Origin of the sequence: Infirmifilum lucidum (genome assembly GCF_014876775.1) — an archaeon.
Classification (GTDB): Archaea; Thermoproteota; Thermoprotei; order Thermofilales; family Thermofilaceae; genus Thermofilum; species Thermofilum lucidum.
Genome location: NZ_CP062310.1, coordinates 1,312,490 through 1,325,781, shown reverse-complemented (window position 1 = coordinate 1,325,781; position 13,292 = coordinate 1,312,490). Strand labels below are relative to the sequence as shown.

The 13,292-nt window shown below is 51.8% G+C and carries 17 protein-coding genes; 7 read left to right on the top strand and 10 right to left on the bottom strand.

What is annotated here, in order from left to right; genetic code table 11:
• Positions 1-55: 55 nt before the first annotated feature.
• A complete protein-coding gene (locus tag IG193_RS07555) occupies positions 56-643 on the bottom strand; it encodes a winged helix-turn-helix transcriptional regulator (protein WP_192818576.1) in 588 nt (195 codons plus the stop codon).
• Positions 644-729: 86 nt separating this feature from the next.
• On the opposite strand from IG193_RS07555, the gene IG193_RS07550 reads away from it, so the two are divergent.
• Positions 730-1,629, top strand: a complete 900-nt coding sequence (locus tag IG193_RS07550; RefSeq protein WP_225876073.1) for an alpha/beta hydrolase — start codon at positions 730-732, stop codon at positions 1,627-1,629.
• The gene (locus IG193_RS07545; protein WP_192818574.1) at positions 1,626-2,903 is read left to right on the top strand and encodes an MFS transporter; all 1,278 of its coding nucleotides are present in this window, start codon (positions 1,626-1,628) and stop codon (positions 2,901-2,903) included. The genes IG193_RS07550 and IG193_RS07545 overlap by 4 nt, the downstream gene beginning before the upstream one ends.
• Positions 2,904-2,921: 18 nt before the next feature.
• Here IG193_RS07545 and IG193_RS07540 read toward each other — a convergent pair whose 3' ends face one another.
• Positions 2,922-4,313, bottom strand: coding sequence for a transglutaminase-like domain-containing protein (locus IG193_RS07540; protein ID WP_192818573.1), 1,392 nt, complete (start codon positions 4,311-4,313; stop codon positions 2,922-2,924).
• A 102-nt stretch (positions 4,314-4,415) separates the two neighbouring features.
• Between IG193_RS07540 and IG193_RS07535 the strand changes: the two genes are divergently transcribed.
• On the top strand, positions 4,416-5,084 hold the full coding sequence (locus IG193_RS07535; RefSeq protein ID WP_192818572.1) for an adenylate kinase family protein: 669 nt from the start codon (positions 4,416-4,418) through the stop codon (positions 5,082-5,084).
• 21 nt (positions 5,085-5,105) lie between these two features.
• Complete coding sequence (locus IG193_RS07530) at positions 5,106-5,621, top strand: hypothetical protein (RefSeq protein WP_225876072.1); 516 nt, start codon at positions 5,106-5,108, stop codon at positions 5,619-5,621.
• 71 nt (positions 5,622-5,692) lie between these two features.
• Here the strand turns inward: IG193_RS07530 and IG193_RS07525 are convergent, their stop codons facing one another.
• Positions 5,693-6,190: an AAA-associated domain-containing protein gene (locus tag IG193_RS07525; protein ID WP_192818571.1), complete on the bottom strand. Its 498-nt coding sequence runs from the start codon at positions 6,188-6,190 to the stop codon at positions 5,693-5,695.
• 85 nt (positions 6,191-6,275) lie between these two features.
• Here IG193_RS07525 and IG193_RS07520 point away from each other — a divergent pair, with 85 nt between their 5' ends.
• Positions 6,276-7,796, top strand: a complete 1,521-nt coding sequence (locus tag IG193_RS07520; RefSeq protein ID WP_192818570.1) for an ABC transporter permease subunit — start codon at positions 6,276-6,278, stop codon at positions 7,794-7,796.
• A 4-nt stretch (positions 7,797-7,800) separates the two neighbouring features.
• Complete coding sequence (locus IG193_RS07515; protein WP_192818569.1) at positions 7,801-8,559, top strand: ABC transporter ATP-binding protein; 759 nt, start codon at positions 7,801-7,803, stop codon at positions 8,557-8,559.
• Positions 8,560-8,646: 87 nt separating this feature from the next.
• On the opposite strand, the gene IG193_RS07510 is transcribed toward IG193_RS07515, so the two are convergent.
• The 5 genes from IG193_RS07510 to IG193_RS07490 all read right to left on the bottom strand — a co-directional run bounded on the left by IG193_RS07510 (position 8,647) and on the right by IG193_RS07490 (position 11,467).
• On the bottom strand, positions 8,647-9,012 hold the full coding sequence (locus IG193_RS07510; RefSeq protein WP_192818568.1) for a cupin domain-containing protein: 366 nt from the start codon (positions 9,010-9,012) through the stop codon (positions 8,647-8,649).
• A 40-nt stretch (positions 9,013-9,052) separates the two neighbouring features.
• Positions 9,053-9,826 (bottom strand): molybdopterin-binding domain-containing protein, encoded by a 774-nt coding sequence (locus IG193_RS07505; RefSeq protein ID WP_192818567.1) that lies wholly within the window; start codon positions 9,824-9,826, stop codon positions 9,053-9,055.
• 10 nt (positions 9,827-9,836) lie between these two features.
• The gene (locus IG193_RS07500; protein ID WP_192818566.1) at positions 9,837-10,256 is read right to left on the bottom strand and encodes a nucleoside 2-deoxyribosyltransferase; all 420 of its coding nucleotides are present in this window, start codon (positions 10,254-10,256) and stop codon (positions 9,837-9,839) included.
• Positions 10,226-10,732, bottom strand: coding sequence for an Lrp/AsnC family transcriptional regulator (locus tag IG193_RS07495; protein WP_192818565.1), 507 nt, complete (start codon positions 10,730-10,732; stop codon positions 10,226-10,228). The genes IG193_RS07500 and IG193_RS07495 overlap by 31 nt, the downstream gene beginning before the upstream one ends.
• A 78-nt stretch (positions 10,733-10,810) precedes the next feature.
• Positions 10,811-11,467: a hypothetical protein gene (locus tag IG193_RS07490; protein ID WP_192818564.1), complete on the bottom strand. Its 657-nt coding sequence runs from the start codon at positions 11,465-11,467 to the stop codon at positions 10,811-10,813.
• 100 nt (positions 11,468-11,567) lie between these two features.
• On the opposite strand from IG193_RS07490, the gene IG193_RS07485 reads away from it, so the two are divergent.
• Positions 11,568-12,272 carry an HAD family hydrolase gene (locus tag IG193_RS07485; RefSeq protein WP_192818563.1) on the top strand — a complete coding sequence of 235 codons (705 nt, stop codon included), beginning with the start codon at positions 11,568-11,570 and terminating at the stop codon, positions 12,270-12,272.
• On the opposite strand, the gene IG193_RS07480 is transcribed toward IG193_RS07485, so the two are convergent.
• Together IG193_RS07480 and IG193_RS07475 are read right to left on the bottom strand one after the other, a co-directional pair.
• Positions 12,212-12,838: a DUF4443 domain-containing protein gene (locus tag IG193_RS07480; protein ID WP_192818562.1), complete on the bottom strand. Its 627-nt coding sequence runs from the start codon at positions 12,836-12,838 to the stop codon at positions 12,212-12,214. The genes IG193_RS07485 and IG193_RS07480 overlap by 61 nt on opposite strands.
• Entirely contained in the window at positions 12,819-13,274 is a 456-nt protein-coding gene (locus tag IG193_RS07475) for a DUF4430 domain-containing protein (RefSeq protein ID WP_192818561.1), read from the bottom strand. Before IG193_RS07475 ends, IG193_RS07480 begins: the two co-directional genes overlap by 20 nt.
• Positions 13,275-13,292 lie beyond the last annotated feature (18 nt).

The following is a 13,292-nucleotide window of genomic DNA, read 5'->3' as shown; positions in this document are numbered from 1 at the left end:
TTTCAGATAATCGCTTTTCCTAGTTTTTATGAAAAACTATTTCCAGAATGGAAGATTATTGGTGGCCGCTTTTCCTAACTTTGTCAACGAATGCCTGCTTGCACACGGGACAGCAGAAGTAGTGTTTCCTGTTACCGTGCGTGTATGTAAACGGAGTGCCCCTTATTAGAGTGCCGCAGGTTTCACAGTGAATAGTGGCCTTCCCACTGGCGATGATCCTCTCAATACTCCTGTCTACCCGGATAATGGAGGTTACGAGTCTGAGCTCCGCGAGGGGGTCAAGTTTCTTAGCGAAGTCCAGGATGTTTGCCAAGAAGTCTATATCGCTGGCGTGCAGGAATACTAGGAGATTCTGTTGTCCGGGCGAGACGTAGACCTCGTATACCCCGCCGAAGCCAAGGATTTCCTTTATAGCTTCGTCGGCGTTCTTCACTGACAGTGTGAGCAGGAACGTCCTGCTACCCATCTTCTCTTCGTCTAGTTCTATACGGAAACCCTTCACTATCCCGCTCTCGAGTAGCTTTTTTAGCCTCGCCCGTACTGTAGGCCTGCTAAGGCCTGTCTCCTTGGAAATATGGGATATCGGTGCACGGGGATCGTGAAGAAGAACCTCTAGTATCCTGATATCGAGCTCGTCCAGCATATTCCAGTAGATTAAAAGTTAGTTGCAAATATTTATCTTTGTGCATTAGGAAAAGTATAAATCTATTTTTTTATCACTTGAGCCTTGTGATAGCAGAAGTCCTACAAGCTTTGTTAGCTGTAGTCATTGCCTTCCTAGGGCTCCTCGTGGTTATATCGTACATTGCTTCGAGTAAGATGCTGAGGCCGACGAGGAAGGTGGGCTCGTGGAGTCCCCACGACCTCGGATTTGAATACGAGAAAGTAGAGGTTAGGACTCAGGACGGCGTCATCCTCAGGGGCTGGCTGGTGAAAGGTGGGTCTGACAAGACTGTCCTGGCTATCCACGGATACACTTCAAGCAAGTGGGACGAGGGATATATGAAGCAGATCCTCGAAATGTTAGCGAGGAACAACTTCAACGTTGCAGTTTTCGACATGCGGGCACACGGCGAGAGTACCGGTGAGTACACGACGCTGGGTTTTAGAGAGAGTGAGGATGTTATGCGTATAATCGACTGGCTGGAGGAGAGAGGACTCGCCTCTAAACTCGGCCTCATCGGATACTCTATGGGCGGGGCTATAACGCTGATGGTCTCTTCGATGGATCCGAGAGTGAAGGCTGCTGTTGCCGACAGCCCGTACATCGACATTAGAAGCTCTGGTAAAAGGTGGATTGCCAGAGTTAGAGGTGTAACGGGCTTACTGTTACGCGCCTCCTACCCGCTAATCGTGTGGCTTACTGCGAAGAGGGCCCGCATCGACCCCGAAAAACTCGTCATGTACGGTTTCGCCGACAAGATAAGAATACCCCTCCTGATCGTGGCAGGCGAGGGGGACGACTTGGTTCCGTTGGAGGAGATCAAGACGTTCTACGAGAGAGTTAGAAAGGTCAACGAGAAGGCGGAGCTCTGGATTACTCCTTCACGGCACGTCTCTACTATTACCGACAGCCCGAGAGAGTACGAGAGTAAAGTATTAGAGTTCTTCAATAGGTGGTTAGCATGAGCGGGAGACGCAGTATAGGCCTAGTCATTGCTTCTCTCTCGCTACTCGTCCTCTCCTACTTCATGGGCTACTACATGCTTAACCCCATCATGCGCACACTACACGAGGAGGGCCTTATCCCCGGTGCCACTGAAGAGGAGTGGAGGTACTACGGCGGCCTGGTAGCCACTGCATTGCAGGGTGTAGGCCTTGTCCTGTCATTCGCGTGGGGCGTTCTAGCAGACAAGTACGGGAGAAGGCAGGTGATATTCCTCCTGGCCCTCATCATGGGGGCTGGGATGATCCTGGTCTCAACGGCTACGAACTATACACAGCTGTTAAGCTTCTTCCTCCTCTTTGGAGTGGGCTATGTCGGAGTAGGGCCGGCGATATATGCCTTTATCTCGGACGCCGTCCCTCCCGAGAGTAGGGGGAGGGGCTATGCCTCCTATTACGTCTCTAGTGTTCTGGCAATGATCGTGGCTATAATCACAGCAGGCGTTCTTCTCCCGTGGAGATTTGCCTACACGATCTCTGGGGCTCTGGTTCTCGTCACGGCCACTATACTGTATTTCTCTTCAAGAGGGATAACCGTAGGGTTCTCGGAGGCGGGAAGAGAGATTAGAACTTACAAGTTCAGAGAGGCTCTGCCGAGCCTGAAGAAGAAGACTGTCTTACTAGTTCTTCTGATGATTGTTCCGTGGACGATACCCTGGGGGATGCTCAGCGTATGGTCCATAGACTACATTCAGACCAGGTGGGGCGTGACTAAGGGGACAGCCTCCCTAGTAATTGCACTAGCAACTCTCTCCATAGCAATTGGACATATCGTCGGCGGGAGCCTCAGCGACAGGCTAGTAAAGAGGGGCGACTTGGGCGGCAGGACTAAAGTATCAATCTTAGGCGTTGCTCTCGGCTATGTAGCCATGTTATCGATGATCTGCTACCCTTACCCCCATGGAGACGCTAATTTTACAGCCCTCCTGTTACCTGCAAGCTTAGCAGTGTTCGGAATGACGTTCACCACCTTCGCGTACCCGAATATAAACACTATCCTCAGTGAAGTTGTAGTTCCGGAGCATAGGGGCACAGTCTTCGCCGTCTACAGTATCCTAAACAACCTTGGGTGGACACTGGGCCCCACGTTCTACCCCTGGCTCATGGGGGCACTGTTCAAGACAGGGGACGTTGTTGTCTCGATGACTCTCGCTGCCTCTGCCACGGTGTCTCTATGGCTCCTTGCACTACTGATGTGGGTTCTAATTCACAAGTTCTACCCAGGCGATAAAATCTAGGTTCCACTACTGAAAAACTCACGTCAGTCTTTCTACTTCGACTATCTCCAGTCTGCTCTCCCACTCGTCGTAGTATAGGTTCCTGTCGTCGCACTCTACCTCCCCTTGCTGGTTGTCGACGGGGTCAGACCTGAAGTGCTTCTTCGGGGGGTAGAACTGCGTCGAGACATCGATGTTTGCCGCGAGCCTGTAACCCTCAATTGACCCAAAGTAGAAGGTGTTGCGCCACTCCTCCCCTCTCCTCTTGTTCCCGAAGCTCGGGTCAACGTAAACCCACCCATACGGCTCGATGTACATCTGCGCCCAGTCGTGCATGCCTGGCCTAACTGGATTCATGTACCACCCAGACTGCCAGCGGGCAGGTATACCGGCGATCCTAGCCATTGTTATGAAGAGGATTGCTTGCATCCCACAGTCGCCTCGCCTGTTCCTCGCCACGTATTCGCTTATGTTGTCGTAGAGTGCGTAGTCCTGGGCATAAGTGTATCGCACATTTGTGGTTATCCACTCCCATATCTTCTTGGCCTTTAGTAGCGGGTTTTTCTCGTCGCCCACAATACTCCTGGTTAGGCTCACGAGGTAGCCCGTGAAGACAATGTGCGGCGGCTTCTCTACAGTGTACTCCTTGAACACCTCGCTCGACTCGTCAACGTACGCCTTGTTGGAGTCGAGCTTCGCGTTGAAACCATAGGATGTGTACTCGTACGTTAGGACGACACTATACTCGTCCTCCAGCTCGAAATAGGCAGTTCTCTGGGGGTGGTCTGGGGGCGCTATAGCTTTAGGCCGGGGCTCAGCCTCCAGTATTCTCACTTCACGGTTGATGGAGTCCTCCCTAGGAATTGGAACCCACACTCTCAGCTTCCCGCTGCAACGCTCGCGGGGCTTGACTCTCAAGGCGAATCTCACCGTGTATTTCAGCGGTAGAACATACTGAGGCTCGCCGCTAGAGGCTTCTGCAACCCGCTGCGCCCTGTTTCTCAACGCCTCTCTGGCGATCTCCTCTAGCTCACTTGTTTTCCGCCTCCTCCTCTCTTTAAGTTCTGGGCAAAGCCAGAACATGTTGGGGATGAAGCGCCGGAATACCAGGAGGTGGCCGTCTACTCTCATGTTATCAACGCAGCCCCTAGATATGAGGGACTCGAACTCCTCACGCGAGAGCGAGGGTACCTCCTCCGAGGCAAGGGCGAATGCCTCGTGGAACGAGTACGGGTACTCTCTCCCGAGCCTCTTCATCCTGTCAAGCTCGTACAACAGCCTTAGCCGCTTGGATCCCTCTACTTCTGGTAGGATCTTCTTTATCTCTTCAGAAGCTCTAGTGAACTCGCCCGATTCTATGAGCGACGCTATGCGAGGGGGTAGTTTCTCGGTCATGAAATACAGGATATTCCATTCATCTACTGTTTTCACGTTTCCTACAATTTAGACTCCGTCTTTTTAACCTAGCTTGAAACGTTTACAGATGCCCGAACACAACCCTTATTACTCCGCGTTAGGACACTTAACTAAAGGGTGGAAAGGATAAGGCTAACTCTCCTAGGACCACCCGGTGTTGGAAAGGGCACGTACGCGGCGAGACTCTCTCAGCTATTCGGCATCCCCCATATCTCCACCGGTGAACTGCTCCGGCGTGAAGTTGCAAAGGGTTCTCCTCTAGGAGAGGAAATTTCGCGTTTTATGTCCCAGGGGGCTCTCGTCTCAGACGCTATCGTAAACATGATTCTATTCGAGAGGTTGGCAATGCCGGACTGCAAGCGCGGTTTCGTCCTCGACGGTTACCCACGCACGCTAGCCCAGGCCGAGGCCCTCGAGGAGAGGTTCCCCGTAGACCTCGCCATCTTCCTCTGGGCCCCGCTGGAAGTTGTAGTGGAACGGCTTTCCGGCAGGCTCTACTGCCCGGCGTGCGGTGAAGTATATCACGAGAAGTGGAGGCCTCCGGTAAAGCACGGAGTTTGTGACAAGTGTGGGGGCACGCTCACCAGGAGAACTGATGACAGCCCTGAAATTATAGCGAAGAGGTATAGGGAGTACCTTGACTCCTCTAGGACTCTCGTAGAGTTTTACGAGAAAAGGGGGAAGTTCATCTTCTTCGACGCGAGCGGGGATTCCCGGGCCCTTTGCCCGCTCCTAGTAGAGAAGGTAAGTAGAGCCCTGCGTGAAGGCGCGATATCAAGGTTATAAGGTCTTGAGAGGTTGCATTTTATGGGTCAGCCTATGGCCGCCGAGTCCAGGTTGGGGAGGTTCCAGGTGATGGCACTGCTCCAGGCAGCCAGGTACTTCGTGCTAACCGGGGATAAGGAGAAGGCTTTTTCCTTCGGGCTTAATAGGGCAATATTCTACGCGTGGGCAAAGCGCAGGGGTGTTCCCGTTGCTGCTTCGCGCGAGAGGGTATCTAGGGGGGTTGAGGTCACCCGCGAAGAGAATAGAATTGTGGCTTACGTCGGGGACGAGCAGGCTTATGTCAGTAGCAACGGGTGGTTTACGATAGGTGATGAGGAGCAGAGGCCGGAGGACTTCGAGAGGGAGGTTATAAGGAGGGTCGAAGCTGTCATGCCGTTTGAGGAGGCTTGGAGGCTTGCCGTGGAGTATGTCTCGAGCTTTGATAGGAGAGTGCTGCTCTCCCAGAGGGACTTCTACGAGAAGGTTTACTTGCCCGTAAGGGATCTTTTCCCGAATATTAATATTAGGAAGAGCGGAAAACAGACGACACTATTCTAGCTTTCAGCCTCCGCCGTAAGCCTCACCCATCGGCCCTAGCAAACTTCATCCTCAACGTTTAGCAACAATGACTAGATTAAATGTATTTCCTCGTCGTCCTCGTCCATCTTAAAGAGGTTCAGGAAAGCGCCCCAAATGAGTAGGTTCTTCTTGGCCTCTTCTACTCTCCCAGGGTAATACTTCTCAACGATGCTCTCGAATTCCTCGACGCCGATTTTCCTCCTGTGTTTTAGTATGGTTACCAGCTCTGTAAGTGGTTCAGTTCTTGCAATAGCGTTCTTCAGGAGATACTTCAAGCTCTTTGGGTCACTTCTAGCAACCCTCTTCCCAAGATCCGTGAGAGTCAGATTCCCCTGCTCGGATCTTATTAGACCCAGGGCTTCAGCCACGTCTATAGCTTTTGGTAAGATGTCCACTCTCTCGAATATGGCGTCACCCACGTACATAGAGTCTATACTACCCCCTAGGCTATTCAAAGCCTCAACAAGCCCGAGGACGTGGTCGGGGGTAACGTCAACAGGCAAGAGTATTTTCTTCTTCTGTTGACTGCTACTGGGATCCTCGGACACTTACCTGAGTCACCTACCTATTACTGTCTAATTATGAGCTACATTTTTTAAGCTTTCTATTTCTTAAATCCCAAAGCAATATTAGGTGGGTGGCGTGCCCCTATGGATAGACCTGCTGGCCTCCCTTGCAGCGAGCCTCAATAGGATGGTTGCAGCATACGCGGTCTCAGCTATAGTGGCCCTCACTCTCGGAAGTACTATGGCTAAAAATAGAACGGTCGAGAGCATCCTTCTACCGATCCTCGACGTGCTCCAGTCCATCCCGATTTTAGGTTTCTTCCCCGCGGCACTCGTTCTATTCGTGACTTATTTCCCCGAAAGGATTGGCGTAGAGCTCGCGTCCATATTCCTGATAGTTACAAGCCTTGTATGGAACATGATCTTCGGCGTGTACTCGTCTGTAAAATCCCTAGACCCCCAGTTCGACGACATGGCTAAGGTATACAGGTTCGGGCACGCCGCCCGCTTCTTCTACATCTACACGCCCGCCTCGAGGAACTCTCTCGTCTCGAACAGCCTGGTATCCTGGGCTGGAGGGTGGTTTTTTCTCACATCTGCAGAAGTTATCTCGCTCGGATCCGCGGAGTATAAGTTGAAGGGGCTAGGCAGTTTCATCTTGGACAGCTTTAACAGCGGGAACCTTCTCGGATTCTACTTGGGCGTGGCTACGCTTCTCTCCACTATTCTCGCGACGTACGTCCTGATATGGAATCCAGCTACCTCCATTGTCCTTGGGAGAGCCCTCCCAAGCGTGACTCGAGTCTACGAGACAGTGCACTCGACAGTGGCTCTTATCTGGGGTAGCCTAGGCGAGCTACTAGTGGCCTTCGAGAGAAGAGCGTCAAAATACAGGGTGCTGTCAGGGCCTGTCAAGTGGCTTGCCGTACTTGCTCTCGTCTTCGCACTAGCACAGGTTTTTGCAGGGGCCAGGTTTCTGCTCGGTGAGAAATTGCCTCTAGAGGTTGTCTCCATATTTGCTGAGCTGCCGCTGAGCCTCTCACGCGTGGCCCTAGTTGTAGTGTTCTCATTTGCTATTTCCATGGTTGTTGCGTATTTCTCCTACAGGTCGCGTTTATTCAGCACAGCCATGACCGTCGTAGGAGAGTTGCTGGCATCAATTCCCGCGATAATCTGGTGGCCGCTTCTCTTGGGGATAGCGCTCGGGAGCGTCTTAGGGCAGTACATCGTCTCCTTTATCGTCTTCCTCCAGGGGTCATTCTGGTACCTTTACTTCAACATCCTCGTGTACGGTTTAGGTAGCATCAGGAGGGATTTTGAAGAGCTTGCCACGGTTTACCGTCTTAGGGGGTGGACGTTCTTCCGGCACATCTTCATACCCTCTCTCCTACCGTCTGTCGCAACAGGGGCTTTGAGTGCCTGGGGGGGCGCGTGGAATGCGAGCGTTGTCGCGGAGTATGTCCAGGTAGGAGATAGGACGATAGACTTGGGCGGGGTGGGAGCCCTGCTCAATAGGTTTGCACTTTCTGGGAACACTATTGGTCTGACAGTCTCTGCGCTGGTTCTCTCGATAGTCATTGTCGTAATCAACAAGACTTTGTGGTCGAGGATCTTCGGGTATATTGAGGGGAAGTATGGGGGTGAGTGAAGAGATGGAAGTTCCCAAAAACTCCAGAAATATTATCCTTGAGTTGAGGAACATCGAGAAGACATTTGTTGAGGATTCGAGGAGGCTCAAGGTGCTCGATGGGATCTCGCTTGATATTGGCGAGGAGTTTGTCGCTATTCTCGGGCCGTCTGGCTGCGGGAAGACCACTCTTCTGAGGATCATTGCCGGCCTAGAGAAGCCCGACTCAGGCGAAGTAATAGTACGGCAGGAGAACGCCAGGATAGGCTTCATCTTCCAGAGCCCTACACTTTTGCCGTGGATGACTGTTCTCGAGAACGTAGCACTGCCACTGCGCGTTAATGGCCTCTCGTGGGAAGAGGCTAAGGACAGGGCCCGAAAGTACCTGACGCTTGTGGGTTTACAGTCTTTCGAGGACTTCTACCCGCGTGAGCTCAGCGGCGGGATGAAGCAGAGGGTGAACGTTGCGAGGGCACTTGCAGTGGAGCCTGCTATCCTCCTCATGGACGAGCCTTTCTCAGCCCTCGACCCGCTCACTGCCGAGACCCTCCGTTCAGAGGTTCTCGACCTCTGGATGTGGGGCGTGACGACAGTGAAGACCATAATGATGGTTACTCACAGCGTAGACGAGGCGATTTTTATGGCCGACAGGATCGTTGTCTTTACACCTAGACCTGCTAGGATAGCAGGCATAGTCGAAGTCAACCTCCCGAGGCCTAGAGACAGGAGGTCTCCCGACTTCCAGAAGCTAGAGGACAGGGTTTACGAGCTCATAAGCGCGTGAGCTCAGCGACCAGAAACTTCCTCACCGCTCGAGACGGGGAGTTCATTCATCATTGCCTTTGATTTCTCAAGCCGGAGCGTTAAAAAGCTACTCTTCGCGACAAGGGAGTGGCGGTTCGATCGATAAGTACTCTGTTTCTATGTCTGGTGCCTCGATCACTAGGGCTTTCCCGGGCCTCCCTCTAGGCCTGTACGCGTTGTGCCACTCTTCTACGATGTATATTTTCCCCGGTTCCATGGGCACTTCCTTTATTTCTAATCCGTCCTCGGAGAGAACTAAAGTTATCTCTCCTTCAATGAGTATGAAGAGCTCCGGCCTGTTGTGCTTCTCTAGGACAACTATTTCTCCAGGCGAGGAGTTCTCGGGGATGTATACGCCAGCCCTCCAGTAGGCCCCGTCCGAGAACACTACACTCCATCTATCTCTGTACCCCTTAACGTCTATAACATTCATCGTCCTGTTAACGCGGGAGCGGAGATAATACCTTTTTGCCCTAGAGCTCTTCTTCCCAGGCGCCCGGCTCTTTCTCGAGAAGGCTTTTCCCGAGACTCCTTACAAGCTCTCTAGACCTGCTCTCAAGCTCATCCATCTTTTCCGAGAGTTCTTCAGGGGTAGAAGCGTAGACGGTAAAGACTAGGGGCACGCCCCTTGTCCCCATGAACCGCGCATCTAGCCGGATGAACGCTCCTTCTGCTTGCCCTGAGAGAGTATTAACGACGTGCTCGGCTTCCTCAACTGATGCGTCTAGATAGAGGACGAAGGTAGCAGAGTACTTTTTGCCAGTTTTTTCCCTGAAGAAGTCCTGTATCCCCGTCTCAAAGCACTCTACGGCCTCCTCGAATTTCGGTGGAGTCGCGGCAATGAAACTGTCGTCTGATAGGCTGAAAGCTACGAAGCCAGGGGTCGGGCCTCTCTCGTTTGGTATGACGTAGCTAAACTCGGGCATGAGGGCCTTGTCCTCTAAATCTGGGGGGACGTTTATCCTGTCTGAGTAATATAACCGAAGGGCCTCCAGAGCCTCACTGTTCACCTCTACTCCCAGTCCTAGGGCCTCGGCTATCTTCTTCACAACCTCCTTGTTGCCAGCGCCCCCAATAACTATAAGCGCGTCGTTTTCAGACAGCAGGCGAGAGAGCATACCTAGATCCTCGTTTTTCAGCAGGTAATGGTTAACTTCCACGCCTATTGCTCTGAGATAGCCTGTGAGCCATCTCCGGGTAGGGCCCGGGTTGGTAACAGTGTCCAGGAGAACTAAACCCACTCTCAACAGTGACCCCCTAGATTAGACCCTTAGCGGCGAGTTTTTCAACAGCCTCGCTAGGTTCTCCGTAGTCTACTAGGTAGAAATTCTCCCACGTAATGCCCCGTATGAGCGACGACAAACTGTCCATCCTCTCGTGCTTTACTAGGGCTACGGTCTTCTTCCCCCTTAGTAGTGCGTAGGCTATTTCGAACCCTACACCCAGGCTGGGATAGGATACTTCCGCTATCAACATGTCCGCTTCTTCCAGAAGCCTGACGTCCCTCTCGAATACTTCCCTGTGGGAAAGACCTCTATCGGTGTCGAGGGTTTCTTCAGCAACATGTTTTGTTAGGACTACGTGACCTCTGCTCTCTACGAGCCTTATAAGTTCCCGTACTTCTTTTAGCGCTTCTCGCACGCCTCTCATGGGGGCTGCGAAGTAGATTTTTGCCACACGCTACCACCCCACTTGTAACCCACAGGTAGCTTTGTCGTCTCCTTTATGCTCTCGAGGACAACCGATGTATATGTCTTTTCCACGCCTTCGACATTCCTTAGCTTGTTGACGACAAAATCCCCGAGCTCGTCTACGCTTTCAACCCTAACTTTAACAAGTATGTCCCACTCGCCCGTTATTATGTGCACTTCTTGAACCTCGGGAAACTTGGAGATAATTTCAGCAACTTTCCTCTGGTCGATCCCTTGAGTCTTAGCAAAACTTACGAATATGAATGCTATTGTCGGGAAGCCGAGCTTCTTCGGATCCAAGATAGCCCTGTAAGCCTTTATATAACCCTCCTTCTCGAGGCGCTTCAGGCGTGCGTGCGCGGTAGTTATAGGGGAGCCTATCTTCTTGCTAAGCTCCTTAATTGTTAGTCTAGCGTTTTCCTGTAGAGCCTCAAGTATTGCTATGTCTTTTTCATCGAGCATCTTTTTCTGGCAGGCAGAGAGCTGGTACAAAATATATTTTTTGTTACTCTATATTTTAGAAAACTTTTTCTGAAGAGTTTATAAGCCGTACTTGTTGAATATCTCCTCGAGCCGGTCTAAGAAGCTAGCCCTGGTCTCGTGGTTTCCACTCCTCTTGAGGATCTTCTTTATCTCCCGAAGAGCCAGAAGCGCGGCCTGGTACTCTGCTTCGTTTTCGAAACAGAAGAGGATTTTCTTGACAACATTTATCGCCTTAAAAATTGTCATGTCTCCAGGTAGATTTATCCTGAAAGAGGCGAAAAACGTGTCGTCGGCGAAGTCAATGTATAGGTCATCGATGTAGCCCGCGTCCTCGGCCTCCTCCAGTACTGTGGAGAGAGCTTCCATGTAGGCGTAGAAGCCTATGTAGTCTCCCCACCACCGGGCCCACTCATCGAGCTCTACTAGTGCATGGTCTCTGCCCATTTTCACGAGGAAAGACAGTTTTGAGGAGTAGCGGAGCGTGTGAACAATGTTCTCGTGAATGCTCTCTGCGGGCTCTATGTAGACGTCCTTGGGGATTTCTTTAAGCCTTAGCCTCCTCAGCCTCCACAGAGGCACAGGAACAGTATCACCTATCCCCTCGTATACGCTCCCGTCGATGTCGAGGTAGAGTACGTCGCCCTCCTCCGAGAATAGGACTTTTATTTTCCCGCTAGCTACCAGTTTCGAGGGACTTTGGTGGAAATCCTCCATGCCAGTATCAAACCTGCCTTTCCAAAATAAAGAGGTGATAATAAGGCTTTTTCTCCAAGATGAAGACATATATACCTAGTGACTCTGGGGCTAACCTGCCATGAGTCGGAGCCCGCGTGCAGTTTTCTTCGACATGGGCGGGACGCTAGTCTTCGATAGGGGTTTCGGGCAAGCACTCGCCAGAAGACTGTCGAGTCTTGTAGACGTAGAACTCGGTATTACAGTAGAGCCCAGCCAGGTCTTAAGTGTATGGGAGAGAGTGGGATCCCAGTGGGGGAACCTTGAACTCTGGGATCTAGTGAGGGTGATGCTCCTGCTGAGAGAGTTAGGTGTAGTTCCGAGGCCTGAGCTTGCTGAGAGAATCTACAATGGAGTAATCGAGTCGTATGTGGAGGGTTTTAGGCTTGAAGAGGGCGTGCACAGTGTTTTTTCAGAATTGAAGGGCATGGGGCTACTAGTCGGTGTGATAACAAACGTTGGGAGCTATGATGTTGTGTACAGGAGGCTTAGGGAGGAGGGGCTACTGGAATACGTTGACGTGCTGGTGGCCTCCCAGGCAGTAGCCTGGAAGAAGCCCTCTGAAGAGATCTTCAGGGTGGCGTGCCGGCTGGCAGGATTCGAGCCCCCGGGATGCGTGCACGTTGGAGACGACCCTATTGCAGACGTACTAGGGGCTAAAAGAGTGGGTATGAGGGCTATACAGGTCTTAAGAGACGCTAAGCATAGGTCGGATCTAGCGGACGCCTACGTCGAATCTGTCCTGGAGGTTCCCCAGGTTATAGAGTCTTGGCTTAGTTCGCCGTAGTACCTGCCTTCTAGTAGGCTTATAAACCCGGATAGAGCGTCTACCAGCTTATCTCCGAAGGTTGCTATGATGAGCGCGTTTTCCTCGAGACTCTTTCTCCTCGTTATCTCGCGGCAGAGATTACTGGCGTACTCACAGAGGTCGACGTCAGCTGGAGGTAGCTTTAATGAGCCACCGCGGTAAACTGATATTATGGCGCCAAGAGCCCCTCCTCTAACCGCGTCGTCTCTCAACCCCAGGACATTGATCTTCGACGCCTGAACGCTCCTAGCTATGCCTACAACAACCACAGCGGCGTTCAGCTCCGTGGCGTCGCTGAGAAAGAGCTCGTTTATCCCCTTCCGGAGCAGGGCATGCTCGACTTCCCGCCTGCCTCTAGCGGAGATCTTAACCCCGGCCCTTTTCCTCACAATTAACCCTGTTTTTAGGAGCTCGGAGAGTATCCTCCTGACTCTGCCTTCACCGATTCTTAGCTCACTGGAGATCCTGAACCTTCCAACGAACGACGGTGTAAAATACAGAAAAAACAGCACGAGAAGGTACTCCCTAGAATTTCCAGTGCTCATACCTCCAGACTATCGTCTCCCCACTTGCCAATTTATACTTATCAGCGGCTACTTCGCCGAGGACGAGGGCCTTCTTGGCCTGATCGTACCTATACCACATCCACGAGTACCCTTCATTCTTAGAGATTATCTTCTCTTGCACCGAGTTAACGGAGGTTACGTAGGCTCCCCACGAACCCAGCTTGTACTCGACTTGAGCCACACTCACAAGTGCAGTTAGTGCTGTAGATCCCCTAGGTAGAGCTGTGCTATTAAACCATGCGATAGTCCCGTTGCCGTAGTCTATCCCAACATTGACTATTACAACTCTACCGCCCAGATAGCTAATCTCCCGCGAAAGACGGTTGTTTTCGAGGTAGAGGTAGCTAGCTAGGGTTGTCGCGATTATAGCCCAAGCAAGTACTGCTACGAGCAAGTAATTTTGCTTCTGCGGCATATCCTATAGGATATTTAT

Excerpts from the sequence above, each read along its gene's own strand:
- IG193_RS07555 (WP_192818576.1), bottom strand. The coding sequence starts at position 643 with ATGCTGGACGAGCTCGATATCAGGATACTAGAGGTTCTTCTTCACGAT.
- IG193_RS07545 (WP_192818574.1), top strand. The coding sequence starts at position 1,626 with ATGAGCGGGAGACGCAGTATAGGCCTAGTCATTGCTTCTCTCTCGCTA.
- IG193_RS07530 (WP_225876072.1), top strand. The coding sequence starts at position 5,106 with ATGGGTCAGCCTATGGCCGCCGAGTCCAGGTTGGGGAGGTTCCAGGTG.
- IG193_RS07515 (WP_192818569.1), top strand. The coding sequence starts at position 7,801 with ATGGAAGTTCCCAAAAACTCCAGAAATATTATCCTTGAGTTGAGGAAC.
- IG193_RS07510 (WP_192818568.1), bottom strand. The coding sequence starts at position 9,012 with ATGAATGTTATAGACGTTAAGGGGTACAGAGATAGATGGAGTGTAGTG.
- IG193_RS07495 (WP_192818565.1), bottom strand. The coding sequence starts at position 10,732 with ATGCTCGATGAAAAAGACATAGCAATACTTGAGGCTCTACAGGAAAAC.
- IG193_RS07490 (WP_192818564.1), bottom strand. The coding sequence starts at position 11,467 with ATGGAGGATTTCCACCAAAGTCCCTCGAAACTGGTAGCTAGCGGGAAA.
- IG193_RS07485 (WP_192818563.1), top strand. The coding sequence starts at position 11,568 with ATGAGTCGGAGCCCGCGTGCAGTTTTCTTCGACATGGGCGGGACGCTA.
- IG193_RS07480 (WP_192818562.1), bottom strand. The coding sequence starts at position 12,838 with ATGAGCACTGGAAATTCTAGGGAGTACCTTCTCGTGCTGTTTTTTCTG.
- IG193_RS07475 (WP_192818561.1), bottom strand. The coding sequence starts at position 13,274 with ATGCCGCAGAAGCAAAATTACTTGCTCGTAGCAGTACTTGCTTGGGCT.